This is a genomic window from Streptomyces erythrochromogenes (genome assembly GCF_040684695.1).
In the GTDB taxonomy this organism is placed as follows: Bacteria; Actinomycetota; Actinomycetes; order Streptomycetales; family Streptomycetaceae; genus Streptomyces; species Streptomyces erythrochromogenes_C.
The window spans coordinates 635489-660664 of the sequence record NZ_JBFBGM010000001.1 but is presented as its reverse complement, the minus strand read 5'-3'; the positions used below and the strand labels follow the sequence as shown (position 1 = coordinate 660664).

The window sequence follows — 25176 nt, the reverse complement described above, 5'->3', positions numbered from 1 at the left end:
CGTTCGCGTCACCGGCGGGGCCGCGGACCGGCCCGCCCCATGGATGGAGAGACGTCAAGCATGGCCACGAGGAAGAACACGCAGCCCCCCGGCCGGCACGCCGCCGACAGTCACGACCTGATCCGCGTGCACGGCGCCCGCGTGAACAACCTCAAGGACGTGAGCATCGAGATCCCCAAGCGCCGGCTGACGGTGTTCACCGGGGTCTCCGGCTCGGGCAAGAGCTCACTGGTCTTCGACACCATCGCCGCGGAGTCGCAGCGGCTGATCAACGAGACGTACAGCGCCTTCGTACAGGGCTTCATGCCGACGCTGGCGCGCCCCGAGGTCGACGTGCTGGACGGGCTGACCACGGCGATCATCGTCGACCAGCAGCGGATGGGCGGCGACCCCCGCTCGACGGTCGGCACCGCGACCGACGCCAACGCGATGCTGCGCATCCTGTTCAGCCGGCTCGGCAAGCCCTACATCGGCTCGCCCAAGGCCTTCTCCTTCAACGTCGCCTCCATCAGCGGCGCGGGGGCGGTCACCGTGGAGCGCGGCGGCCAGACCGTCAAGGAGCGCCGCTCCTTCAGCATCACCGGCGGCATGTGTCCGCGCTGCGAGGGCCGGGGCTCGGTCACCGACCTCGACCTCACCCAGCTCTACGACGACTCCAAGTCCCTGAACGACGGGGCCCTCACCGTCCCCGGCTACAAGCCGGGCGGCTGGAGCTACCGGCTCTACAGCGAGTCGGGCCTCTACGACGCCGACAAGCCGATCCGCAAGTACACCAAGCGGGAGCTGCACGACTTCCTCCACCGCGAGCCGGTCAGGATGAAGATCGCGGGCATCAACATGACCTACGAGGGGCTCATCCCCCGGATCCAGAAGTCGATGCTCGCCAAGGACCGCGAGTCGATGCAGCCGCACATCCGCGAGTTCGTGGACCGGGCGGTCACCTTCACCACCTGCCCCGACTGCGACGGGACCCGGCTCACCGAGGCGGCCCGCTCGTCGAAGATCAAGAAGGTGAGCATCGCCGACGCGTGTGCGATGCAGATCAGCGACCTGGCCGCCTGGGTCGACTCCCTCGACGAGCCCTCCGTGGCGCCGCTGCTCACCACGCTCCACCAGACCCTCGAATCGTTCGTCGAGATCGGGCTCGGCTACCTCTCCCTGGACCGCCCCGCCGGCACGCTCTCCGGCGGCGAGGCCCAGCGCGTCAAGATGATCCGCCACCTCGGGTCCTCCCTCACCGACACCACGTACGTCTTCGACGAGCCCACCACCGGCCTGCACCCGCACGACATCCAGCGCATGAACGGCCTGCTGCGGCGGCTGCGCGACAAGGGCAACACGGTGCTCGTGGTGGAGCACAAGCCGGAGACGATCGCGATCGCCGACCACGTCGTCGACCTCGGTCCGGGCGCCGGGACGGCGGGCGGCACCGTCTGCTTCGAGGGGACCGTCGACGGGCTGCGCAAGGGCGGCACCATCACCGGCCGGCACTTCGACGACCGGGCGGCGCTGAAGAAGACCGTCCGCGAGCCCACCGGCCGGCTGGAGATCCGCGGCGCCACGACGCACAACCTGCGCGACGTCGACGTGGACATCCCGCTGGGCGTCCTCACCGTCGTCACCGGCGTCGCCGGTTCCGGGAAGAGTTCGCTGATCCACGGCTCGATCCCGGCCGGCGAGGGCGTCGTCTCGATCGACCAGGGGGCGATCCGCGGGTCCCGGCGCAGCAACCCGGCGACGTACACCGGTCTGCTCGACCCGATCCGGAAGGCCTTCGCGAAGGCGCACGGCGTCAAGCCGGCACTGTTCAGCGCGAACTCGGAGGGCGCCTGCCCGACCTGCAACGGCGCGGGAGTCGTCTACACCGACCTGGCGATGATGGCCGGTGTCGCGACCACCTGCGAGGACTGTGAGGGCAAGCGGTTCCAGGCATCGGTGCTCGACTACCACCTGGGGGGCCGCGACATCAGCGAGGTGCTCGCGATGCCGGTGACCGAGGCCCTGGAGTTCTTCGGTTCCGGTGAGGCGGCGACGCCGGCCGCGCACCGGATCCTCGACCGGCTCTCCGACGTCGGGCTGGGCTACGTCAGCCTCGGCCAGCCCCTCACGACGCTGTCCGGCGGCGAGCGGCAGCGGCTCAAGCTGGCCACGCACATGTCCGACAAGGGCGGGGTCTACGTCCTCGACGAGCCGACCACGGGGCTCCACCTCGCCGACGTCGAGCAGCTCCTCGGCCTGCTCGACCGGCTCGTCGACTCGGGCAAGTCGGTCATCGTCATCGAGCACCACCAGGCGGTGATGGCGCACGCCGACTGGATCGTCGACCTCGGCCCCGGCGCCGGCCACGACGGCGGCCGGATCGTCTTCGAGGGCACCCCCGCCGATCTCGTGGCCGACCGTTCCACCCTCACGGGGGAGCACCTCGCCGCCTACGTCGGCGCCTGACCGGCGGGCGGGCTCCGCCGCCCCGGCGGCCGCGGAGCCCGCGTCCGATCAGGCCGCGTCCGATCAGGTCGCGTACGGTGCGCACGCGCGCCGGACCGGGCGGTGCGCGGAAGGCTTGCCGGGTGACGGTGACGCCTCGCGGGCCCGCCCGCCCCTTCCTCGCCCGCCGGTCGCTCGTGGCGGCGGTGTGCGCCCTGGCGCCGGCCGTCGCGCTGTCCGCGACGCCGGGCTGCGCCGCTCGGCCGGGCACGGCCACGGCGCCGGTCGGCGAGACCGTGCGCACGGACGCCGGACCGGTGCGCGGGGAGCGGTCGGGCCCGCACCTGCTCTTCCGGGGGATCCCCTACGCGGGCGCCCCCGAGGGGCGCCACCGGTGGGCGCCACCGCGCCCCGTGGCGCCGTGGAAGGACGTGCGGGACGCCACCGCGCCGGGGCCGCTGTGCCCCCAGGTGCCCTCGCCGTACGCGCGGATCTCCAGTACGGAGGAGGACTGCCTGGTCCTGAACGTGACCACGCCGCCCGGCACGGACCGGCGGCGGGCCGCACCCGTACTGGTCTGGATCCACGGGGACGGCTCCGTGGGCGGCGGCTCCTTCTTCGACGGGCGCCGGCTGGCCGCGCGCGGCCTGGTGGTGGTCACGGTCAACTACCGGCTCGGCGTCTTCGGCGCTCTGGCCCTGCCGGGGCTGGCGGGCTCCGGCACCTTCGGCCTGCAGGACCAGCGGGCGGCCCTGGCCTGGGTACGCAGGAACGCGCGGGCCTTCGGCGGCGATCCGGGCAACGTCACCGTCGCGGGCGTCTCCTTCGGGGCGTCGGCCGTCGCCGCGCACCTGGTCTCGCCGGCTTCCGCGGGCCTGTTCGACCGGGCGGTCATGGCGAGCGGCGAGGGCATGATGGACATGCCGGCGGGCGCGATGGGGCCGAGTGTGCCGGGGTACCCGTGGTACGTCTGGCGGACCGGGCGGGAGATGGAGGACATCACCACGGCGACGACCTCGTCCCTGGGATGCGGCGACCCCCGTCCGGAGCGCGTCCTGGACTGCCTGCGCTCCCTGCCGGCCGGCAGGATCCTGGAGGTGCCGTACATCATGAACGCCTTCCAGGCGTTCGGCTACGGCAACGCCACCCTGCCCGAACTGCCGCCCGCCGCCCTGCGGGCCGGACGCTTCCACCGGGTGCCCGTCCTGTCGGGGGCCACCCGTGACGAGCACCGCACCTTCGTCGGGATGGCGTACGACGCGGCCGGCCGGCCCTTCACGGGGGCGGACTACGACCGTGCGCTGCGTACGGCGTTCGGTGCCGGGGGCGCGGCGCGGGTACGGGCCGCGTACCCGCCGGGCGCCTTCGCGTCCCCCGCGCTGGCGTGGGCGGCGGTGGTCACCGACCGGATGTGGGCGCGCGGCACGCAGGCCCAGCACGACGCGCTCGCCCCGCACGTGCCCGTGTACGCCTACGAGTTCGCCGACCGCGACGCGCCGATGTTCCTCCCGCTGCCGGGCCGCTTCGCCTTCGGGGCCTTCCACGCGGGTGACGTCCCGTACCTGTTCGAGGACGGGGCGGCCGAGGCCCGGTTCACCCCGGCGCAGCGCCGGCTGTCGGCCGCGATGACCGGCTACTGGGCCGCGTTCGCCCGTACCGGTGCGCCGGGGGCTGCCGGTCTGCCGGGGTGGCCGGCGCACCGCGTGGACCGGCCGTACACGCAGTCCCTGGCTCCGCGGCGGATCGGTCCCGTCGACTACCGGCGCGAGCACCGCCTCGACTTCTGGGACGGCCTTTCCTGACGCCTCCCGGCGCCCGCGGCGGGGCGGTCGCACGGGTTCCCGCCAACTCTCCCCATTCCCGGGCGGGTTGCGCGGGCGCTGACTATGTTCTTCGGGGCACATCAGTTCGCCCCAGGAGGTCAGATTGCAGTCCAGGCGCTCCTTCGCGCTCTCCCGCCTGTTACGCCGCTCCCACCTGCTCATAGCCTTCGCCCTCGGCTCCCTGCTGATCGGCCTGACGCCGTGGCTCGGGGTCACGAGCACGGCGGCGGCCGGCCGGGTCCCGGACCCGCGGGCCGCGCCGGTGCCCACCGACCAGCAGGCGGCGGTGCAGTCACCGCACCACGGCGTCGCGCCGGCGAACGCCATGGAGCCCGCGGCCCCCGCCCTGGACCGGGCCGGGTGGACGGCGACGGCCAGCGACGAGGAGACGGGCGGCGAGAACGGCCGCGCCGCCAACGTGCTCGACGGCGACAACAACACCCTCTGGCACAGCAAGTGGACCGCGCCCGCCGCTCCGCTGCCGCACAGCATCACCATCGACATGCATCGCACCGCGGTCGTCTCCGCCCTCGTCTACCGTCCCCGCAACAACGGGCCCAACGGGCGCGTCGGCGAGTACGCGCTCAGCGTCAGCGCGGACGGCCAGAACTGGGGCACCCCCGTGGCCACCGGCACGCTCGCCGACGACGCCACGGCCAAGACCCTCGGCTTCGCCCCGACGGGCGCCCGGTTCGTACGGCTGACGGCGGTCACCGAGGCCGGCAACCGGGGGCCCTGGTCCTCCGCCGCCGAGATCGACCTGCTCGGCGACCCCGGCACCCCCGCCGCGACCGTCGACCTGTCGCGGGCCGGGTGGACGGCCACGGCGAGCGACGAGGAGACCGGCAGCGAGAACGGGCGCGCCGCCAACGTGCTCGACGGCAACGCCAACACCCTCTGGCACAGCAAGTGGTCCGGCACCCCGGCTCCGCTGCCGCACAGCATCACCATCGACATGCACCGCACCGCGGTCGTCTCCGCCCTCGTCTACCATCCGCGCGGCGACGGACCCAACGGGCGTGCGGGCGCGTACACCGTCGCGACCAGCACCGACGGCATCTCCTTCGGCTCCGCGGTGGCGTCCGGCACCTGGCGGGACGACGACACCGCCAAGACCGCCACCTTCACCCGCGCCGAGCACGCCCGCTACATACGTCTCACCGTGACCAGTGAGGCCGGCGGCCGCGGTCCGTGGACCTCGGCGGGCGAGATACGCCTGAGCGGTCCGGCCAGCCCCGCCGTGCACGGGTCCTGGGGCCGGATCATCGGCTTCCCGCTGGTGCCGGTGGCCACCGCCGCCCTGCCCGGGGACAAGCTGCTGGCGTGGTCCGCGTACGCCGTCGACCGGTTCGGCGGCAGCAACGGCTACACGCAGACGGCGATCCTGGACCTGAAGACGGGCAAGGTCACCCAGCGCCGGATCGACAACACGGGCCACGACATGTTCTGCCCCGGCATCGCCATGCTGGCCGACGGCAGGGTGCTGGTGACCGGCGGCAGCAACGCGGAGAAGGCCAGCATCTACGACCCGGCCACCGACTCCTGGTCCGCGACCACCAGCATGAACATCGCCCGCGGCTACCAGGCCATGACGCTGCTCTCGACGGGCGAAGCCTTCGTCCTCGGCGGTTCGTGGAGCGGCAACGCGAGCACCGACAAGGCCGGCGAGGTCTGGTCGCCGGACACCCGCACCTGGCGCCGGCTCCCGGGCGTTCCCGCGTCCACGGCGCTGACGGCCGACCCGGCCGGCCCGTACCGCGCCGACAACCACATGTGGCTGCACGCCACTTCGGGCGGCAAGGTCCTCCAGCTGGGTCCGAGCAAGCAGATGAACTGGATCTCCACCAGCGGCCAGGGGTCCGTCACGCCGGCCGGCACCCGGGCCGACAGCCAGGACGCCATGACCGGAAACGCCGTGCCGTACGACATCGGCAAGCTGGTCACGCTGGGCGGCTCGCCGGCCTACCAGGACTCCCCCGCCACGCAGCGGGCGTACACCGTGGGCATCTCGGGCAGCCAGGTCCAGGCGGCCCGCACCGGGGACATGGAGCACCCCCGCGCCTTCAGCAACAGCGTCGTGCTGCCGGACGGCAAGGTGGCGGTCTTCGGCGGCCAGGCGTACCCGGTGCCGTTCAGCGACGCCACCTCGGTGCTCACGCCGGAGCTCTGGGACCCGGCGACCGGGAAGTTCACCCCGCTCGCCTCCATGGCCGTCCCGCGCAACTACCACAGCGTGGCCAACCTGTTGCCGGACGGCCGGGTCTTCTCCGGTGGCGGCGGCCTGTGCGGCGACTGCGCGACCAACCATCCCGACGGGGCGGTCTTCACTCCGCCCTACCTGCTCAACGCGGACGGTTCGCCCAAGCCGCGGCCCGTCATCACCGGGGGCGTGCCCCCGAGGGCGGCTCCCGGCACGCAGCTGACCGTGAGCACCGGGTCGTCGGTGGCGTCGTTCGTCCTGATGCGGGCGGCGGCCGCGACCCACTCCACCGACAACGACCAGCGGCGGGTGCCGCTCGTGTCCGCGCCCGCGGGAGGGGGCGCCTACACCGTGTCGATCCCCGCGGACACCGGTGTGGTGCTGCCGGGGACGTACATGCTCTTCGCCCTCGACGCCCAAGGGGTGCCGAGCATCGGGCAGTTCGTCACCGTCTCCTGACCCCCGGTGCGCCCACACGGCCCCGTGCCGGGGCGGGCGGGCGCACCGGACACCGAGGCCCCGGGACACCCGTCCCGGGGCCCCGGTACGTGGGTCAGGCCCGCGCCCGCGCGGCGAGCACGGCAGGCGACCGGCGCATCAGGAGCGCGTAGAGGGCGGCCGCCACGGTCATGCCGACGGGCAGGGAGAGGTCCACCCCGCCCAGTGCGGCGGCCACCGGGCCCGCGTAGAGCGTGTCGACGCAGAGGGCGGCAGCGGCCACGCCCGCCAGGGCGGCGACGGCACCGGCCCGGTTGACGCCGCCCGTGTACCAGTAGGGGCTTCCCGGGGTCTCGTCCGAGAGGGCGACGCCGTCGTAGCGGCCCCGGCGCAGCACGATGTCGACGGCGTACACGGCCATCAGGGGGCCGACGAGGACCACGGTCAGCTGCAGGGCGTTGCTGACGGTGTCCAGGAGGCCGGAGGCGAGCAGCCCGTACAGGGTCAGCGCGACGGAGACGGCTCCGTCGAGGAGCACGCTGACGGAACGGCGGATGCGGATGCCGACGGCCTGGAGGGCGAGTCCGGCGCTGTAGGCGGTCAGTGCGTTGATGGCGATGGTGCCGAGGACCAGGGCGAGCAGGAAGAGCGGGTAGAACCAGCCGGGCAGCAGGGCCTCCAGCCCGGTCTGCGGGTCGGTCATGTCCACGGCGGTGGCGGCGAAGGCGCCCAGGGAGCTGACGAGGACGCTGGGCAGGAAGGCTCCCCCTGCGGTCCAGCCGGCGATCGCCCTGCGGGAGGTGGTGCGGGGCAGGTAGCGGGAGAAGTCTGCGCTGGTGGTGTAGGAGAGCGGGCCCGCGGCGATCATGGTGGTGCCGGCGACGAGGACCGCCCAGAGGGCGGTGCCGGTCAGCGGCTCCGCGGGCCGGTAGGAGAAGTCGGTCCGCCCGACGACGGCGAAGGCCACGACGGCGAAGGCGGCGGCCAGCACCACCGTGATCGGCAGGTAGAGCTTCACGATCATCGCGTGGCCGTAGACGCTGATGGCCAGGGTGAGGGCGGCGATGAGCACGACGAGCAGGATCTTGACGCCGATGCCCGCCGCGATGCCGGCGCGCTCGGCGAGGGCGAAGGCGGCGGCGCCCGCGGCGGCCAGGTTGAGGGCGAAGTAGCAGACGGAGACCATCCAGCCGCCGATCGCCTGGTTCACGCGGTTGCCGACGACCCCGTACATGGCCCGCGTGATGACCTCGCTGGGTGCGCCGGCGGCCGGACCGGAGATGGCGAGCAGCCCCGGGAGCGCCCAGAAGAGGTTGCCCACCACGATCACGGCGAGGGACTGCCACAGGCTCAGGCCCGTCAGGACCAGCGCCCCGCCGATGACGAGGCTGAGGTAGTTCACGTTGGCCGCGGCCCAGACGGAGAACAGCTCGCGGGGGTGGCCGCGGCGCTCCCCGTCGGGAATGTGGTCGATGCCGTGGGCCTCGATGCGGCCCGCCCGTTCGGCGGCGGCCGGGACCGGGGGCCGGGCCGGGACCGGGTCGGGGAGCGTGGACGCCATGAGGTCCTCCGTGTGCTGGTCGTACCCACCTGCTTGCTTATTGGTCGCACACTCAATAGCATCCCCGGTATGTCGTCAAGCGTCGAGCGCAAACGAATCCGGAAGTCTCCCGAAGCCCGTCGGGCGGAGATCGTCGACGCCGCGACCGCGGTGGCCCTGGCCGAGGGACTGGAGTGCGTCACGCTGCGCCGGATCGCCGACGACCTGACGGTCCGGCCGGGTCTGATCAGCCACTACTTCCCCGCGGTGGAGGATCTGGTGGCGGAGGCCTTCGGCAGCGCCGCGGGGCGTGAGCTGGACGCCCTGCTGCCGGCCGAACGGCCCGGCGGCACCCCCACGGAGCACCTGGCGCGCTTCTTCTCCCGTACCTCGGGCGAGGACTACGACGCCATCAGCCGGCTGTGGATCAACGCACGCCACCTCAGCCGCTACCGGCCCGTGCTGCGCGACCGGGTCACCGCGCAGGAGGCGGCCTGGCGCGGCCGGCTGGAGGGCCTGCTGCGCGAGGGCGTCGAGCGCGGTGAGTTCCGTACGCAGGACCCGTCCGTGACCACGGTCCAGATCCTCGTCGTCCTCGACGGCCTCGGCGCGCACGCCAACACCGGTACGGGTGGCCACCCCGCAGCGGTGGCCCGCATGGCCGTCACCACCGCGGAGCACGCCCTCGGCCTCGCGAGCGGCGCCCTCGCCCCCGGCGGGCCCGCGTCCGACACCCCCAACTGACCGTCCCGTTCACCCTGGAGCCGCCGTGCACACCCGTCTCGCCCTGCTGTCCGCCCGCATCCTGGACCCGGTCAGCGGGACCTTCCTGCCGCAAACGGCGATGGCCGTGTCCGACGGCCGGATCTCGGCGCTGGGCGACGACCGCCTGATCCGCGCGGGCGCGGACGCCGCCACGACGGTGATCGACCTCAAGGGGGCCGTGGTCACCCCCGGCCTGGTCGACGGCCACTCCCACCCCGTCTCCGGAGCCGAACTGACCCACGGCCTCGACCTCTCGGGGTGCTCCGACCTCGGGCAGGTGCGCGAGACCCTCGCCCGCGGCGTACGGGAACTCGCGCCGGGCGCCTGGCTGCACGGCTGGGGCCTGGACCCCAACGCCTTCGGGGACCGGCCCGTCGACAGCGCGCCCTTCGACGCCGTGCTCGACGGCGTTCCCGCCCTCCTGCTGCTCTTCGACGCGCACTCCATGGTCGCCAGCCGGCGCGCGCTGGAGCTGGCCGGGGTGGACGGGCCCCGGACCTTCGACCAGGCCTCGGCCGAGGTGGTCTGCGACGCCGCGGGCCGCCCCACCGGCCTGCTCCTGGAGGACGCCGCCTGCGAACTCGTCGAGCGCGTCGCCCCGCAGCCCACCCGCGGGGAGCGCCGCGACCGCCTCGCCGCCGCGCTGCGCGCCATGGCAGCCTCCGGGCTCACCGGCGCCCACGTCATGGACGCGAACGGCGACAGCCTCGCCTTCCTCGCCGAACTCGACGCGGCCGGGGAGCTGCCGCTGCGGCTGCGCGTCGCCCCCTGGTGCCAGCCCGGCACCGACGCCGACGGGGTGCGCGCGCTCATCGAACAGCAGGGCGCCGGCGGCGCGTTGTGGCGGACCGACGGCGTCAAGATCTTCATGGACGGCACCATCGACAACGGAACCGCCTGGCTGGAACGCCCGGACTGCCACGGGGAGTCCACGCACGCCTTCTGGCCGGACCCCTCGGTCTACACCCGCATCATCGGCGAGTTCCACCGGGCCGGGGTGCCCACCGCCACCCACGCCATCGGTGACGCGGCCGTCCGCCACGTCCTCGACGCCGTCGAGAAGGCCCGGAGCGGGTCCGGGACGGGGCGCGGGGTGCGCCACCGGGTCGAGCACATCGAGACCGTGCCCGACGACACCCTGCGCCGCTTCGGCGAGCTCGACGTGATCGCGTCGATGCAGCCGACCCACTGCTGCGACTTCACCCGGGCCGACCACACCGACAACTGGTCGCGCCGCCTCGGTGAGGAACGTGCCGCACGCGCCTGGCGCTGCCGCGACCTGTGGGACGCGGGCGCCACCGTCGTCCTCGGCTCCGACTGGCCCATCGCCCCCTTCCCGCCGCTCGGTGTCATGGCCGGTGCCCGTCACCGCCGGCCCAGCCGGGACCTCACGCAGCCCCCGCACGGCCCCGAGCAGGCGCTCACGGCGCTGGAGGCCCTCCAGGGCATGACCGTGAACGCGGCCCGCGCGACCGGCGAGGAGGCGGTGGCCGGCCGGATCGCCGTGGGCCACCGCGCCGACCTCACGGTGCTGGCCGACGACCCGCTCAGCACGGCCGCGACCGACCTGCCCGGACTGCCCGTACTGCTCACCGTCGTCGACGGGCGCCCGGCGCACCGCGACCCGGGCATCTGACCGGTACCGGCCTTCCCCGGTCGCGTCGTGGCCGGATCACGGCGGGTGGCACGGGTGTTCGGGCGACCGGGCTCCCCGCGCGGCCGTCCGCGGGTACGGTTCCGGCATGGACGCCTCCCCGAGGAACCCGAGCGACGACGTCGCGGCACTGGCCGCGGCGGTCAAGGCAACCGCACGCCGACATCTGCTGAAAGCGGGGGCGTCGGGGCTGTCCCTCGACGCGGTGGCCCGCGACGGCGGTCTGGCCGCCACCGCCGTCGAGGCCGCCTTCCCGCACCGGGACGACCTGCTGACCGCGCTGGTCGTCGATGCCTACGACGCCTCCGGTGCGGCGATGGAGCGGGCCGACCGGGCCGCGGCGGACGCCGGTGCGCCGGCGGGCGCCCGGCTCCTCGCGGCGGCCCGGGCCCTGCGGGAGTGGTCCTTCGCCCACCCGGCCGAATTCACCCTGATCTACGGATCGCCCGTCCCCGGCTACCACGCCCCGCAGGACACCGTCCCGCCCGCCTCGCGCACCCCCGCGGTCCTCGCCGGGATCCTGCGCTCGGCGCTGGAGTCCGGCGAACTCACCCCTCCCCGGCGGACGTTGCCCGGCGGGTTGCTGCGGCCCGAGGCCCTGGAGCTCTTCGGCGGCGCGCCCGGGGCCCCCTTCTCGGACATCGTCGAACGCGGCATCGCCCTGTGGAGCAGCCTGATCGGGCTGCTGGTGTTCCAGGTCTTCAGCCGGACGCACGACAGCGTCCTGGACGAGGCCGCCTACTTCGACGCCGCCGTCGCCGTGGCGGCCGAGACCGTCGGCCTCGACGTCCCGCTGGGCGAGGGCGGGCGCTGACGTGACCGCCATCAGGACGCTCTGCTTCGCGATCGCGGCGCTCTCCTCCTACGCCGCGCTCCTCTACCGCCTCTCCCAGGCCCGGCGCAGCTGGCGTGACGGCGCCTACCGCGCGCTGATCGCCACCCTGCTGCTCCAGTGCCTCACCTTCACCATGGGCGCCGTCGCCATGGGCGGCGGAAGCCTCCTGGGCGTGGGCAACCTGGCCATCCTCATCATGCACCTGGCCGCCGTGGCCTTCTGCGTCGCGGCGCAGATCATCCTGCTGCGATGGGCGGCCACGGACGAGGCCGCGGCCCGCGGGACCCGGTACTGGCTGATCACCGGCATCACCCTCGACGTGGTCCTGACGGTCCTGTTCTTCCTCGCGGACGGACCCGGCCGGCCCGGCTCCGACTTCGACGGCACCAGCAGCCCGCTGCTGCTCACCTACCTCCTGGTCTTCATCGTGTCCCAGGCGGTGCCGTGCGTGACGATCTACCGCCAGTGCGGCCCGTACGCCCGGATGACGGACAACGCCTCGCTGCGCCAGGCCCTGCGGATGCTGTCCGTCGCCGCGGTGGTGCTGTTCCTCTACTGCACGGCCCGTACGGTCAACATCCTGACCGCGGCGGCCGGCGTGGACATCGGCGCCTGGAAGCTCGCCTCGAACCTCTTCAGCGCCTCGGGGATCGTGATCCTCTCCCTCGCCCTGATCAACTCCCTCTGGGGGCCGCCCGTCGCGCGGCTCACGGAGTGGGCCGGCAGCTACCGCTCCTACCGGGCGCTGCACCCGCTGTGGCGGGACCTGTACGAGGCCTCGCCGGACATCGCGCTGGAGCCCCCGGGGTCCTCGGTGTCCGACCTCAACTACCGTCTGCACCGCCGGGTGGTCGAAATCCGGGACGGGTGGCGGGACTTGCGTCCCTACATCGACCGCGAGGCGAACGCTGCCGACTCCGTCGGCGGGCGCACGGACGGCGGGGCGAACGGGGACGCGGGCGAGGAGCTGCGGCAGGCCTTCGCGGAAGCGGCGCAGATCAGACAGGCCCTCGAGGCGAAGCGGACCGGCATCGTCCCCGACCACAGCAAGGACGCGGGCGATTTCGACGACCGCGACACGGACAACTTCGTGGCGGAAGTTGCCTGGCTCACCCAGGTTGCCGCCGCCTACAGTAAGCTCAGCAAAGCGAGTTGAGAGCTCCCGCCCGGTTTGCATCCCCCGTCAAACCGGGCGGGCACTCCCGTTCCCCCGTGTTTCATCGGGCCGGACGGGTGGCTTCCGCCCGGACTGGCCCGGCCCATCCCCCGAGGGCCGGGCCAGTCCGATTTTCTGCAGCAACCCGACCCCGTTTCCCCCGTGAGTCGCGTTAGCTGACAGCTATCGGCGAGACCCAACGTTGGCGGAGTCCAGGCCAATTGTCAACTGACCGCTATTCTGGGAAACTGACGTATAGCCAAGGGCTATGCCGAGGAGGTGACGGGAGGAAGGTTCACCATGACGGAGACCGAGACCGGGGGCGATGACCGGCCCCTGCTCGCAGTGCGCCTCGACGACCTGTTCAAGACGGTTCGTCCGAAGGGCAAGCACTGGACCAACGCCGAGGTGGCGGAGGAGTTGAAGCGAGCCAGCCCCGAACTCAAGGTCGGGGGTGTGTACTTGTCGCAGCTGCGGACGGGCAAGCGCTCCAATCCCTCACCCGATCTCCTCGCCGCCCTCGCCCGCTTCTTCGGGGTCTCCGTCGCGTACTTCTTCGACGACAAGGTCGCCGAGTCGGTCCTCAGCGAGATCGCCGCCGTCGAGGCGCTGCGGCAGTCCGGGGTCCGCGCCGTGGCGATGCGTGCGGCCGGGATGAAGAAGGAGAACCTCCAGGCCATCACGGCCATCATGGACCAGTACCGGCAGTTGCAGGGCCTCCCGCCGGTGAGCGATCCCTCCGGCCCCGAATGAGGGGCGCCAAGAAGGAGCGGTCGGCGGGCCAGGAGCGCCGCAGCCAGCTCAAGAGGCTCCGGAAGGACGGTGCTCAGCGGATCGCCGAGCTCGACCTGCCGAGGGCGACCGACGTGGCCGAACTGTGCCGCCACCTCGGAGAGGCGCGGGGCCGCCCCATCCTGCTGGTCCCGATGCAGATGCCCTCGTCCCACCCGTGCGGCATGTGGGTCGCCGCCCGCGACGAGGACCTCATCTTCTACGACGCCAACACCACCAGCGCGCATCAGGAGCACATCATCTTGCACGAGCTGGGCCACATCATCTGCTGCCATCGCGGGGCCGGCGGGCTGGACGAGACGGCCGCCCGTCTGCTCTTCCCCAACCTCGACCCCGAACTCGTCCGCGACATGCTCCTGCGCGCGGCCTACGACGACGTACAGGAGCAGGAGGCGGAGATCATCGCCTACCTGCTCTCCCAGCGGATGGCCGGAGCGGGCGAGGGGCGGGACGGCGCGGCCCCCTCGGGGGAGCCGGGAGCCGCCGGTGATCCCGGGACGAGCGCCATGCTCAGCCGCATCGAACGCACGCTGTTCTGACGTGGCCCGCTCAGGCTCCGCCGGTCGCGGCCACCTCCTCGGCCAGAACGGCGACGGCCCGGCGGACGTCCTCCGCGCGGTGTTCGCTCGTGAGGAAGAACCGCAGCCTCGACAGGCCTTCGTCCACGGCGGGGTGGAAGATCGGATCGGCGACGATCCCGCGCGCGAACAGCCGGTCGGCGACGTGCAGGGTGCGCACCGAGTCGCCGAGGACGACCGGCACGATGGGGGTGCCGGCGCTGGAGCCGGTCGGCAGGCCGGCCGCCGCGGCGAGGCCCAGGAACAGTTCGGCGTTGCTCCGCAGCGCGCGCACCCGGTGGGGTTCCGCGGTGATCAGCTCGGTGGCGGCCAGGGCGGCGGCCGCGTTGGCCGGGGTCAGTCCCACGCTGTAGACGAAGCCGGGGAGGGTGTGCCGCAGCCAGCGCACCGTGCGGGCCGAGCCGCCGAGGTAGCCCCCGCAACTGGCGAAGGACTTGGAGAGGGTGCCCATCCACAGGTCCACGTCGGACCGGTCGACCCCGAAGAACTCGCCCACGCCCCGGCCGTGTTCGCCGACCGTGCCGATGCTGTGCGCCTCGTCGACCATCAGCAGGGCGCCGTACCGCCGCTTCAGCCCGATCACGGCGGGCAGGTCGACCAGGTCGCCGTCCATGCTGTAGGCGCCCTCGACGACGATCAGCACGCGGCGGAAGCGGGACCGGTTGATCCGCAGCAGGTGTTCCAGGTCGCCGGGGTCGTTGTGGGCGAAGGGTCTGCGCGCCGCCCCGGACAGGGCGCAGCCCTGCAGGATGCTGTCGTGGGCCAGCGCGTCGTGCAGGACGAGGTCCCCCGCGCCGACCAGGTGCCCGATCGCGGTGACGTTGGTGGCATGGCCGCTGACCAGGGTGAGGCAGTCCCCCACGCCGAGGAAGCCGGCCAGGGCGCGTTCGAGACGGACCGTCAGGTCGCGTTCGCCCGAGAGGACGCGGCTGGCCGAGACCGAGCTCCCGTAGCGTTCCACGGCCCGGTGCACGGCCTCGTTGACCACCGGATGGCCGGACATGCCCAGGTAGTTGTAGCTGCCGAAGGACAGGTACGAGCGGTCGCCGATCACCGTGGTGTCGCGGACGGTGCCCTCGTGGACCCGGAAGTAGGGGAAGTCGGCGCCGCCGGCGGTGACCGCGGCCAGGCGCTCCTCGAAGAGGGCGACCTCCGGGAAGGCGTCGACGGCCGCGGCGTCGGTGCTCCACTCGGCCTCCCGCACCGGGCGGGAGGCCGGCCGGCCGGGTGCCGCGGGCCGGGTGCGGTCCGGATCGACCAGGGCGATCAGCCCGCCGACGGTGAGTCCGGGCGTGAACAGGTCCTCGGAGCGGAACCGGGGCGCGCGCTTGCCGATGTTGACCGCCAGTTCCTGGAGCATGAGGGAGTCGAAGCCGAGTCCGGCCACCAGCGTCATGCCCTCGGCGAGGTCCGCGAGGGGGAACACCCCGGTCCGGGAAACCTCTTCGAGCACGAGGGACGCGGCGTCCTCACCGGGCGCGGCATGCGGTGCGGCAGGCGTGGGCGCGGCCGGACGAGCGGGAACGGCCGGGGCGGGCGCGGCCGCCCGGCCCCCCGCCGGGCCCCCCGCGCGACCCGTCGGCGGGCCGGGGCGGGCCGGCTCCGCCGCCTCGCGTGCCGCGTCGTCCACGACCCAGTGGCGGCGCGGGGCGAGCGGGCTCGGCGGCAGGGTGCACGGGGGTGTGCGTCCCGCCGCGGCGGACGGCCCGGCGGGGACCGGCGCCGATTCGACGGCCCGCCCGGCCTCCAGCGCCTCGGCCGCCCGGGTCAGCCGGGCGGCGGCTTCTGCTGCGTCGTTCGCCACCAGGGCGAGGCGCTCCGGCAGGGGGGCCCGGCGGGCCAGGGTGTCCGCCACCCGGGCGGGCGACAGCCCGTCCTCGGTGATGGTCCGCGCCACGTCCCGGGCGTACCGGGCCAGCCCGGCCCGGTCGCGCGCGGTGAGGACCAGCTCGTGGGGCCCCCGGGCCGGTGCCGGGAGGGCCGGTGGCGCGGTGTGCTCCTCCACGACGAGGTGGACGCCGGTACCGCCGAAGCCGAAGGCGCTCACCCCGGCGCGGCGGGGCGAGCCGCCCGTGGGCCACGCGACCGGTGTCGTCGCGACGGTCAGGCGCGCGGCCTGAAGGGCCGCGGTGTCGGCGAGGCCGAAGTCCGGCTGCGGCGGGATCACCCCCCGTTGCACGGCCAGGACCGACTTGACGAGTCCGGCAAGCCCCGCGGAGTTGAGCGAGTGGCCGACGACCGCCTTGACCGCGCCCAGGTGGGCGGGTGCGGCGTCCGCACCGCGCAGTTCGCGCAGGACCGCGAGCTCGACGGGATCGCCGACGGCGGTTCCGGTGCCGTGCGCCTCCAGGTAGCCCACCGCGCCCGGGGGCAGGCCCGCGTCGCGGTAGGCCCGGCGCAGGGCCCTGAGCTGGCCGCCCGCCCGGGGGTGCATGCCGCCCTGCACGGTCCCGTCGTTGGCGGCGCCCACACCGCGGATCACGGCGTAGACGCGGTCGCCGGACGCCCGGGCGTCGGCCAGGGGCCGCAGCACCAGCACCGCGGCGCCCTCCCCCAGGACGAAACCGTCGGCCTCCGCTCCGAAGGGCAGGCACCTGCCGCTGCGCGAGACGGCGCCGATCCGGCAGAGCCCCACCAGGAGGTCCGGGGCGAGGATCAGCTGGGCGCCGCCGGCGATCGCGATGCGGGAGCGGCCCGCGCGCAGCGCGTGGACCGCGTTGGCGACGGCCATGAGCCCACCGGAGCACGCGGAGTCCAGGGCGTAGCTCTCTCCGTGCAGGTCGAAGACCGAACTGATCGTGTTGGGACCCATGTTGAGGAGCAGACCGGCCACGGACGTGCCGTGCAGTCCTTGGACGGCCCGTACGGTCTCCTGCCAGCCGGGGTCCGTCGCCGGGGTGCCGAACTCGCCGCCGGCCAGTTGGCGCATCCGTATCCGCATGGTGCTGAGCTCGCGGTAGCCGCTCTCGGTGAGGGCCGTGATCACCGAGGTCTCTTCGCGGTCGAAGCCGTCGGCCTCCCACCCCGTGTCCTGGATCGCCTCGCGGGTCAGGTCGATCAGCAGCCGGTGCTGGGGGTCCATCGCGGCGGCCCGGCGCGGCGGTATGCCGTAGTGCGCCGCGTCGAAGTGGCCCACGTCCGGCAGCAGCGCCATGGTGTCGGTGTACGTCGACGAGGTGTCGCGGAAGTCGCCGGTGAGGAACGCGGCGCTGCGCCAGCGCGTGTCGGGGACCGTGGAGAACTGCGGCCGCGGGGCCGTCAGGAGCCGCCAGTACTCGTTCGGGTTGCGGGCTCCGGGGAACCGGCAGGCCATTCCCACCACCGCTATCGGCTCGCGCCCCTCCCCCGGGCTCCGCGCCCCTGTCACGGAGTTCACCGTGCGGTGGGTCGCGCACGCCACCAGTCGAGGGTGGCCTTGACCTGTTCGTCGACGGGAGTGGGGCGCACCGCGAAGGCCGCCTCGAAGGCGCTCGAATCGACGACGAAGGGGCGGTCGAACTGGTACCGGATCTCATTCAGTTCGCGCAGCAGCGGCGAGAACAGCCCCGCGAGGCCCAGTACGGCCGGAGGGATCCTGCGCACCACCGCGGGCCCGGTCCCCGCCTCCGCGGCGAGCCGGTCGGCCATCTCCCGCACGGACAGCGCGGGTTCGGTCGGGACGTGCCAGGCACGTCCCCAGGCCCGCTCCTCCCCCGCCGCCTCGGCCATCGCCGCGGCCACGTCGGGGAGGTAGGTCCAGCTGTGCGGGACGTCGGGGTCCCCCAGCGCGGAGACGGGTCTGCCGCGCAGCAGCGCCGGTACGACCCGTCCGGCCAGGTGGCCGCCGTCGGTGACGCCCGGGCCGAAGAAGTCCGAGGCGCGCACCTCGACCGCCTTGATGCGGCCCTGCTCGTGCAGCGTCCGCACCCGCTCCCAGGCAGCCGCGCGGACACGGCCCTTGGGGCCGGTCGCCGCGAGCGGCAGCTCCTCGGTCAGGGGGCCTTCCACGGGCCCGTAGCCGTAGAGGTTGCCCAGCATGACCAGGACGGCTCCGGTGTCCTCCGCCGCGGCGCAGACCGAGGCGACGAGCGGGGGCCACTCGCGCACCCAGCGGTGGTAGGGCGGCGCGGCGCAGTGGTGGATCGCCGCCGCGCCCTGCGCGACGGCGGTCAGTTGCGGAAGGTCCGTGGCGTCGAGGGCGAGGTGCTCGATCCCCGGTTCCGGGCTTCTGCCCGCCCTGGTGACGACCCGTACGGAATGTCCCTGCTCTGCCAGCAAACGGGCGGTGGCGGCGCCTGCGGGTCCAAAACCCACGACCACATGAAGACTCACGGGCGCACAGTAGCGCGCGAGCGGATCGATCACCTGCCTGTTTGGCCGGTACAGGACAATCGCGTACCGGGATCGGCCCGGTGATCGTCAAGGCCCCCGCCGCGGACGGGTCGGCGGGGGCCGGAATGAGCCGCGGCCGCTTTGGCCAGGACCCGCCCCGCGCGCACGCCCGGAGGCCGGGCCCGTGGTCACGGGCCCGGCCTCCTCGCCCCGGCGTCAGACGCGGTCGGCGGCGATCAGGACGTACTGGAAGGAGCCGTCCTTGTAGGAGTTGATGAACGCCTCCTCGATGCCCGTGACGAGGGAGGACGTGGCACGCAGCTCCCAGTAGGGCAGGGTGTCGGGGGTCAGGTCGATCACGGCCTGCGGCACGAGGCGGTTGTCGGCCATGGCCCGCATGTACTCCCGGCGGGAGTGGATGTTGCACTCGAAGTGCGCGTTGATCTGGGAGACCCACTTCGAGGGCTGGCCGTAACGCGGGTTCCAGCAACCGGTGATGGTCACGTAGCGGCCGCCGACCGCGAGCACGCGGGAGTGCTCGGCGAACAGGTCGTGCAGGTCGACGTACATGCTCGACTCGTTGTTCCAGGAGGCGGCGGCCTGCCCGGTCTCGAACGGCGTGTTGAGCATGTTGCAGACGCGGGCGCGGACCGAGTCCTCGATGCCCAGCTCGCGGGCGCGCTGGTTGGCGAAGTCGGCCTGCTTGGCCGACAGGGTGACGCCCTCGACCTTGCATCCGAACCGCTGGTGGGCCATGACCATCGAGCCGCCTCGGCCGCAGCCGGCGTCCACGAGGGTGTCGTCGCGCCCGATGGCGCCGAGGTGGTTCAGCAGGACGTCCGCCTGCGCGGACTCCAGGCGGTGCAGCTCGGCGATCAGCTTCTTCTCGTAGGCGCTGTCCTGGGTGTCCCCGAGGGCCGCGTGGTCGATGTCACCAATGCCGTAGTGGTGGTGGTACAGGCCGTCGACGTCGCCGAGGCGCAGGTTCACCGGCCGGGCCTCGTGGTCCCAGTAGCGGGCGATGTCGCCCTGGTAGGGCGTCGCCGGGGCGGGGATGAAGGCGGAAGTGGGGGCGGCAACGGTGAAATCGGTGCTGGTCACGAATAAGTCCATCCTTACCAGAAGTCGGGCAGGCTGTAGCGGTAGGTGTTGCTCTGGTGCCAGTAGTGGTTCCCGTCGACCCAGACGGCCACGCCCCGCAGGAAGCGCACCACGCGCGGGTCGGGGCAGGACACGGCCAGTTCGGCGGCCGCGGCCTCGAAGGCGTGCATGAGGTCGTTGTGGATCTCGACCGCCTTCAGGTAGGCCTCCTTGTGGGAGAGGCCCTCACGTACTGCGATGACCACCGGCAGGTTCAGGTGCAGGCCGGGGCCGTCGAGTTCCTTGGTGTAGGAGTAGAGGTCGTTGGCGATGGTGGTGGCGTTGCCGGCGAGCGCGATGACCCGTTGCATGGCGGGCATCGCGTGCAGATCGGCCGGGAGTTCGTAGCCGCCCACGGTGTCGGTGATGGTGGGGCAGGGGCGGAAGTTGTTGAACTGGCGCATCGCCAGGTACTCGGACACTGACGGGACGTACTCGGTCTCGGCCCAGGCGGCTTCGGCGAGGTAGCCCATGTGCAGCCGGGCCATGTCGTGCCGGTACCGGTCGGCCTGGGACGGGGTCGCCGCCCGGGTGAAGTACTCCATGGCCGAGCGGTAGGAGCGCCGCGGCGCGTCCGAGAGGAGCGACTGCGCCCACTCCGCCTGGTACTCCGCGGTCGTGTGGACCGGGTCCAGTGCGGTGTACGCCAGCAGAAGCCTTCCTCCTAGTCCGACCGGCGAGCCGCCGTGGTCCTCGCAGTAGCAGTCGTCGACGACGTTCTCGGCGACCATCAGCCGGGTGGCGATCATGAGGTGGTCGACGGTCGGGGCGTCCGGGTGGCAGGCGACCATGTAGCGGCCCACGGAGAAGCCGTCGAACTGGTCCTCCCACTCCGGCGGGTACGCCTCCACCTCGTCCACCGCCCAGCGCTTGATCCGGCGGCTGACCTCCTCCACGCGGACCGGGTCGGGCTCCGGGACGGGGTGGTGGTAGAGGCCCGGGATCGGCCTGCCCTTGGCGGCGGGCGGGGGCGCGGGTGCGTCCGCCGCCGGTGCGGGGACCGGTGGCGCGGGTGTCGGGGGCGCGGCGGGCGGTGCCGGGCGCGGGGTGAAGTACAGCCCCTCCGTGCCCACGCCGCTGGGGCCGCGCATGATCCGCTCCAGTGCGGGGTTCGGTGTCGCCGCTGCGGCGGCCGCCTTCCGCACCGGCTCGGCGACCGCGTCGCCGCCCGCTCCCGCGCCGGGCACGGGGGCGGGGTGGGAGGGCCGGGCCGCGGGCCCGAAGGGCAGCGCCGGCCCGGTCGGCAGGGCGGGCTTGCCTGCGGAGACCGTGGCGGTGGCGGTGACGGTGTCGGCGCCGCGGGCGTGACCGTGGGTCCCGAGGCGGGCCGCGGCGGCAGGCAGGCTCGACTGCGCAGGGGAAGGCCCGGGAACGGGCATCCGTGGCTCCTAGGTGATGGGGGTGTGCTGTGCCGGACCCTCCCGGGCGCGTTCGGCCGGCCCGGGAGGGTCCGGGCTGATGACGGCCGGGCCGTCAGTCGCGCCGGCGGCCGATCTGGACGTTCTCCATCACGCCGAGCGCGTCGGGCACCAGGATGGCGGCGGAGTAGTAGGTGGTGACCAGGTACGAGATGATCGCCTGCTCGCTGATGCCCATGAAGCGCACCGACAGGCCGGGCTCGTACTCCTCCGGCAGCCCGGTCTGGTGCAGGCCGATGACACCCTGGTTGTCCTCGCCCGTACGCATGGCGAGGATGGAGCTGGTGTTCTCCTTGCTGATGGGGATCTTGCTGCAGGGCAGGATCGGGACCCCGCGCCAGGCCGGCACCTGCTGGCCCCCGAGGTCGACGTGGTCCGGGTAGAGCCCGCGGGCGTTGAACTCGCGCCCGATCGCCGCGATGGTCTTGGGGTGGGCGAAGAAGAACTTGGTGCCGCGGCGGCGGCAGAGCAGTTCGTCCATGTCGTCCGGGGTGGGCGGGCCGGAGTGGGTCTGGATGCGCTGCTTGAAGTCGGCGTTGTGGAGGAGGCCGAACTCCCGGTTGTTGACGAGCTCGTACTCCTGGCGCTCGCGCAGCGCCTCGATGGTGAGCCTGAGCTGCTCCTCGGTCTGGTTGTGCGGCCCGTTGTAGAGGTCGGCGACGCGCGTGTGGACGCGCAGCACGGTCTGGGCGATGGAGAGTTCGTACTCGCGCGGCTTGAGGTCGTAGTCGACGAAGGTGCCGGGGATCGCGGCCTCGCCGGTGTGGCCGGCGGACATGGCGATTTCCGCCTCGCCGTGCTTGTTCTGCCGCTGGTGCGGGAGGGAGCCGAACTGCTCGACGTGGGCCCGGAGGTTCGGTGCCGCGTCGAGGACGGCGGCGAAGTCGGCGCGGGAGAGGGTCAGCAGGGTGCCGGAGGTCTCGGCGGTGGCCGTGCAGTCGGCGGTCGCGTCGGCGTCGAGCAGCGCGTTCTCGCCGAACCGGTCGCCGTCGGCCAGTACCGCGACGGCGATCGCGTCACCGTACTTGCCGACGGATGTCTGGCTGATGCGGCCGTGGGCGATCAGGTGGATCCGGTCGGCGGCGGCCCCGCGCTCGACGAGCACCTCACCGGCGCGGAAGTCGCGCTGGACGCACCGGTCGGCGAGCGCGACCAGCACCTGCTCGTCCTCGAAGCCGCGCAGCAGGGCGAGTTCGCCGAGTTCGCGCGGGATCACGCGGACGTCGGATCCGTCCTGGATGAACTCGATGCGGCCGTCACCGACGGTGTAGGTGAGGCGGCGGTTGACACGGTAGGTGCCGCCCTTGGTCTCCACCCAGGGGAGCGTCCTCAGCAGCCACCGGGAGGTGATCTCCTGCATCTGCGGGGCGGACTTGGTCGTGGTGGCAAGGTTGCGGGCGGCCGCCGTGCCCAGACTGGTCTGCTGGGTCGGCTCCAGCTGCGCCTCTGGGCTGGTGTCCACGGTCATCGCGCAGGGCTCTCCTTCGTGCGGGCGGTGATCGGCGCATGCGTGTGCACGTCACCAGTGAAAGAAGAAAAATAGGGTGAATACCCGGGCAATCCCTCTAGATCCGGAAGCACACTAACCGCCCGCGAACCGGTTCCCCCATCGGAAGGCAGAGGGATTACCTCGATTCGGTGATCTTGACCTGCGGCGCGTTTGATCACGGTCCGGGTGGTTCCGGACACACATGCCGTGCAGTTTCCGCCACAGCCCTTGCGGACCGTCAACTTCCGCACGCTCGGGGCGGGTTGCGACGGCGCCGCCGAAGCGGCGGCCACGGGGGGGCTGCGCGCCGGGGCCTGCCGGGAAAACCCCGTGACCGCGGACCCCGGGGCGGGGCAGGATCCGGTGCATGAACAACAAGATCACCGCGCGGCTCGACGAAGCGATGTCGGCGGGCGTTCCGGTCCGTGTGCACCGGTCCTCGATCCGCGGCGCGGACCGGATCGACGGCTTCGTGGTCGGCGTGGGCGCCGAGTGGACGGTGATCGCCGTGTGCACGGACCTGCGGCTCGACGGCTGGGAGGCGGTCCGCACCGCCGACGTCACCAAGGTCCGCCCGCGCGGCGACGAGGACTGCCTGACCGTACGGGTGCTGCGCCGGCGCGGCCGGTGGCCGGTCCGGGCGCCCGAACCGGCGCTCCCGCTGGACGCCCTGCCCGCCCTGGCGCAGGCCGCCTCCCGCGCCTTCGGCCTGGTCGCCCTGCACGTCGAGCGGCACGCGCCGGACGCCTGCTGGATCGGGGAGGTGGCCGGGGTGCGGCCGAAGTCGCTGCGGCTGCGCGAGGTCGACCCGGAGGCCCGGTGGCGGACGGCCCCGTCGAACTTCCCGTTCGAGGACGTCACGCGGGTGGGCTTCGGCGGCCGGTACGAGCGGACCCTGCTGGAGTTCGCCGGCCGGAAGGACTGACGGCGGGTGTGCGGTGTCAGGCGGTCCGGGGCGCGGTGATCCGGCGTACGGACTCCACCACGGCCGCCCGGTGGTCGGCGAGGCGCCCGGCGGCCCAGCCGGCGCCCTCTCCCCCGGCCGCCGGGCCGCCCACCGCCGCGAACCAGGCCTGCGACAGGCCGATGACCAGCGTCAGCAGGTCCACCGGGTCGATGCCCGGGTCGATCCGGCCCGTTTCCTGCGCCTGCCGCACGGCCGCGATCTTGCCCGCGTAGGACTCGGCCTCCGCCCCGGTGGATCCGGGGCGCTCCAGCTGCTTCCACAGCACCAGGCGCATCAGCTCGGGCCGCTCGACGAGGTGGTCGAAGACGGCGCCCGCGTAGCCGGGCAGGTCGTCGGCGTCGAAGGGGACGACTTCCGAGCCGGTCTCCAGGGCCCGCTGGAGCACGGCGTCGAAGAGCTGCTCCTTGTTGCCGTAGTAGACGTAGATGAGCCGCTTGTTCGCCTGCGCGGTCTCGGCGATGCGGTCGACGCGCGCACCGGCGATGCCGTACGCCGCGAACTCGGAGAAGGCCGCGTCGAGCAGGCGCGCCTTGGTCGCGTGGGAATCCCGTGCCATGGCCCGCAGCCTAGCAAGTAACTATCTGGTTATTGACAACGGACGCCGACTCGTCGCAGACTCTATCTATCCAGTTAGTTACTTTCTTTCGAGGAGCACACCATGGAGATGCGCGCACTGGGCCGCCAGGGACTCGAGGTCGGGGCCGAGGGCCTCGGGCTGATGGGGATGAGCGCCCACTACGGCGCCACCGACGAGACCGAGTCCCTCGCCACGATCGACCGCGCCCTGGAGCTCGGCGTCACCCTGCTCGACACCGCCGAGGGCTACGGCCCCTTCCGCAACGAGCAGCTGCTCGGCAAGGCCCTCGCCGGGCGCCGCGAGGCGGCCGTCGTGGCCACGAAGACCGGTATCGCGTTCAGCGACGAGGGCGCCCTCCTCGGCCACGACGGGAGCCCCGAGTACATCCGCCGGTCGGCCGACCGCTCCCTGCGCCACCTGGGCACCGACCACATCGACCTCTACTACCTGCACCGCGTCGACCCGAACGTGCCCATCGAGGAGAGCGTGGGCGCCCTGGCCGGGCTGGTCGAGGCCGGCAAGGTCCGCCACATCGGCCTGTGCGAGGTCTCCCCCGCCACGATCGCCCGCGCCCACGCCGTGCACCCGCTGGCCGCCGTACAGACCGAGTACAGCCTCTTCGAGCGCGGCATCGAGCACGACGGCGTCCTCGACACCCTCCGCGACCTGGGGATCGGGCTCGTCGCCTACTCCCCGCTCGGCCGCGGTTTCCTCTCCGGCGCCATCACCAGCCCCGACGACTTCGCGGCGGACGACTTCCGGCGCACCGACCCGCGCTTCCAGGGGGAGAACTTCCGGCGGAACCTGGCCGTCGTGGACCAGGTCCGCCGGCTCGCCGCCGAGAAGGGCGTGACGCCCTCGCAGCTCGCCCTGGCCTGGACCCTGCACCAGGGCGCGGTGCCCATCCCCGGCACCAAGCGCCGCACCTACCTGGAGGAGAACATCGCCGCCACCGGCGTGGTGATCACCCCGGCCGAACTGGCCGCGATCGACGCCGTCGCCCCGCACGGCGTGGCCTCCGGCGACCGCTACGCACCCGAGCTGATGGCCTCCCTGAACGGCTGACGGG

The 25176-nt window shown here is 73.2% G+C and carries 18 protein-coding genes; 11 read left to right on the top strand and 7 right to left on the bottom strand.

Features of this window, described 5'->3' with window-relative positions:
- Positions 1-60: 60 nt before the first annotated feature.
- The 3 genes from AB0O53_RS02750 (at position 61) to AB0O53_RS02740 (ending at position 6906) form a co-directional block, all read left to right on the top strand.
- Positions 61-2445 (top strand): ATP-binding cassette domain-containing protein, encoded by a 2385-nt coding sequence (locus AB0O53_RS02750; protein ID WP_365192874.1) that lies wholly within the window; start codon positions 61-63, stop codon positions 2443-2445.
- A gap of 122 nt (positions 2446-2567) precedes the next feature.
- Entirely contained in the window at positions 2568-4226 is a 1659-nt protein-coding gene (locus AB0O53_RS02745; protein WP_365192872.1) for a carboxylesterase/lipase family protein, read from the top strand.
- Positions 4227-4350: 124 nt separating this feature from the next.
- Complete coding sequence (locus tag AB0O53_RS02740) at positions 4351-6906, top strand: galactose oxidase family protein (protein ID WP_365192870.1); 2556 nt, start codon at positions 4351-4353, stop codon at positions 6904-6906.
- A 94-nt stretch (positions 6907-7000) separates the two neighbouring features.
- Here AB0O53_RS02740 and AB0O53_RS02735 read toward each other — a convergent pair whose 3' ends face one another.
- The gene (locus AB0O53_RS02735) at positions 7001-8446 is read right to left on the bottom strand and encodes a purine-cytosine permease family protein (protein ID WP_365192868.1); all 1446 of its coding nucleotides are present in this window, start codon (positions 8444-8446) and stop codon (positions 7001-7003) included.
- A gap of 69 nt (positions 8447-8515) precedes the next feature.
- On the opposite strand from AB0O53_RS02735, the gene AB0O53_RS02730 reads away from it, so the two are divergent.
- The 6 genes from AB0O53_RS02730 (at position 8516) to AB0O53_RS02705 (ending at position 14166) form a co-directional block, all read left to right on the top strand.
- Positions 8516-9169: a TetR/AcrR family transcriptional regulator gene (locus AB0O53_RS02730; protein WP_350989189.1), complete on the top strand. Its 654-nt coding sequence runs from the start codon at positions 8516-8518 to the stop codon at positions 9167-9169.
- A 25-nt stretch (positions 9170-9194) separates the two neighbouring features.
- Entirely contained in the window at positions 9195-10826 is a 1632-nt protein-coding gene (locus AB0O53_RS02725; RefSeq protein WP_350989187.1) for an amidohydrolase, read from the top strand.
- 106 nt (positions 10827-10932) lie between these two features.
- Positions 10933-11658 (top strand): TetR-like C-terminal domain-containing protein, encoded by a 726-nt coding sequence (locus AB0O53_RS02720; protein WP_365192865.1) that lies wholly within the window; start codon positions 10933-10935, stop codon positions 11656-11658.
- 1 nt (position 11659) lies between these two features.
- The gene (locus AB0O53_RS02715; RefSeq protein ID WP_365192863.1) at positions 11660-12835 is read left to right on the top strand and encodes an MAB_1171c family putative transporter; all 1176 of its coding nucleotides are present in this window, start codon (positions 11660-11662) and stop codon (positions 12833-12835) included.
- A gap of 300 nt (positions 12836-13135) precedes the next feature.
- Complete coding sequence (locus AB0O53_RS02710) at positions 13136-13588, top strand: helix-turn-helix domain-containing protein (RefSeq protein WP_365192862.1); 453 nt, start codon at positions 13136-13138, stop codon at positions 13586-13588.
- Positions 13585-14166: a toxin gene (locus AB0O53_RS02705; protein WP_365192860.1), complete on the top strand. Its 582-nt coding sequence runs from the start codon at positions 13585-13587 to the stop codon at positions 14164-14166. Before AB0O53_RS02710 ends, AB0O53_RS02705 begins: the two co-directional genes overlap by 4 nt.
- Before the next feature lie 10 nt (positions 14167-14176).
- Here the strand turns inward: AB0O53_RS02705 and AB0O53_RS02700 are convergent, their stop codons facing one another.
- The 5 genes from AB0O53_RS02700 to AB0O53_RS02680 all read right to left on the bottom strand — a co-directional run bounded on the left by AB0O53_RS02700 (position 14177) and on the right by AB0O53_RS02680 (position 22542).
- The gene (locus AB0O53_RS02700; RefSeq protein WP_365192858.1) at positions 14177-17572 is read right to left on the bottom strand and encodes an aminotransferase class I/II-fold pyridoxal phosphate-dependent enzyme; all 3396 of its coding nucleotides are present in this window, start codon (positions 17570-17572) and stop codon (positions 14177-14179) included.
- A gap of 5 nt (positions 17573-17577) precedes the next feature.
- Positions 17578-18516 carry an NAD-dependent epimerase/dehydratase family protein gene (locus AB0O53_RS02695; RefSeq protein WP_365192856.1) on the bottom strand — a complete coding sequence of 313 codons (939 nt, stop codon included), beginning with the start codon at positions 18514-18516 and terminating at the stop codon, positions 17578-17580.
- A 216-nt stretch (positions 18517-18732) separates the two neighbouring features.
- Positions 18733-19629, bottom strand: a complete 897-nt coding sequence (locus AB0O53_RS02690; RefSeq protein WP_350989173.1) for a geranyl diphosphate 2-C-methyltransferase — start codon at positions 19627-19629, stop codon at positions 18733-18735.
- A gap of 2 nt (positions 19630-19631) precedes the next feature.
- Complete coding sequence (locus AB0O53_RS02685; protein WP_365192853.1) at positions 19632-21035, bottom strand: family 2 encapsulin nanocompartment cargo protein terpene cyclase; 1404 nt, start codon at positions 21033-21035, stop codon at positions 19632-19634.
- Positions 21036-21129: 94 nt separating this feature from the next.
- Positions 21130-22542, bottom strand: coding sequence for a family 2B encapsulin nanocompartment shell protein (locus AB0O53_RS02680; protein ID WP_350989169.1), 1413 nt, complete (start codon positions 22540-22542; stop codon positions 21130-21132).
- Between the two features lie 388 nt (positions 22543-22930).
- Between AB0O53_RS02680 and AB0O53_RS02675 the strand changes: the two genes are divergently transcribed.
- Complete coding sequence (locus AB0O53_RS02675) at positions 22931-23488, top strand: hypothetical protein (protein WP_365192851.1); 558 nt, start codon at positions 22931-22933, stop codon at positions 23486-23488.
- A gap of 16 nt (positions 23489-23504) precedes the next feature.
- Here the strand turns inward: AB0O53_RS02675 and AB0O53_RS02670 are convergent, their stop codons facing one another.
- Positions 23505-24086, bottom strand: coding sequence for a TetR/AcrR family transcriptional regulator (locus AB0O53_RS02670; protein ID WP_350989165.1), 582 nt, complete (start codon positions 24084-24086; stop codon positions 23505-23507).
- Positions 24087-24188: 102 nt separating this feature from the next.
- Between AB0O53_RS02670 and AB0O53_RS02665 the strand changes: the two genes are divergently transcribed.
- Positions 24189-25172 carry an aldo/keto reductase gene (locus tag AB0O53_RS02665; RefSeq protein WP_350989163.1) on the top strand — a complete coding sequence of 328 codons (984 nt, stop codon included), beginning with the start codon at positions 24189-24191 and terminating at the stop codon, positions 25170-25172.
- Positions 25173-25176 lie beyond the last annotated feature (4 nt).

Coding starts and splice junctions, on each gene's coding strand:
- AB0O53_RS02675 (WP_365192851.1), top strand. CDS start 22,931: ATGAACAACAAGATCACCGCGCGGCTCGACGAAGCGATGTCGGCGGGC.
- AB0O53_RS02680 (WP_350989169.1), bottom strand. CDS start 22,542: ATGACCGTGGACACCAGCCCAGAGGCGCAGCTGGAGCCGACCCAGCAG.
- AB0O53_RS02685 (WP_365192853.1), bottom strand. CDS start 21,035: ATGCCCGTTCCCGGGCCTTCCCCTGCGCAGTCGAGCCTGCCTGCCGCC.
- AB0O53_RS02730 (WP_350989189.1), top strand. CDS start 8,516: ATGTCGTCAAGCGTCGAGCGCAAACGAATCCGGAAGTCTCCCGAAGCC.
- AB0O53_RS02735 (WP_365192868.1), bottom strand. CDS start 8,446: ATGGCGTCCACGCTCCCCGACCCGGTCCCGGCCCGGCCCCCGGTCCCG.
- AB0O53_RS02665 (WP_350989163.1), top strand. CDS start 24,189: ATGGAGATGCGCGCACTGGGCCGCCAGGGACTCGAGGTCGGGGCCGAG.
- AB0O53_RS02720 (WP_365192865.1), top strand. CDS start 10,933: ATGGACGCCTCCCCGAGGAACCCGAGCGACGACGTCGCGGCACTGGCC.
- AB0O53_RS02670 (WP_350989165.1), bottom strand. CDS start 24,086: ATGGCACGGGATTCCCACGCGACCAAGGCGCGCCTGCTCGACGCGGCC.
- AB0O53_RS02750 (WP_365192874.1), top strand. CDS start 61: ATGGCCACGAGGAAGAACACGCAGCCCCCCGGCCGGCACGCCGCCGAC.
- AB0O53_RS02690 (WP_350989173.1), bottom strand. CDS start 19,629: ATGGACTTATTCGTGACCAGCACCGATTTCACCGTTGCCGCCCCCACT.
- AB0O53_RS02705 (WP_365192860.1), top strand. CDS start 13,585: ATGAGGGGCGCCAAGAAGGAGCGGTCGGCGGGCCAGGAGCGCCGCAGC.
- AB0O53_RS02710 (WP_365192862.1), top strand. CDS start 13,136: ATGACGGAGACCGAGACCGGGGGCGATGACCGGCCCCTGCTCGCAGTG.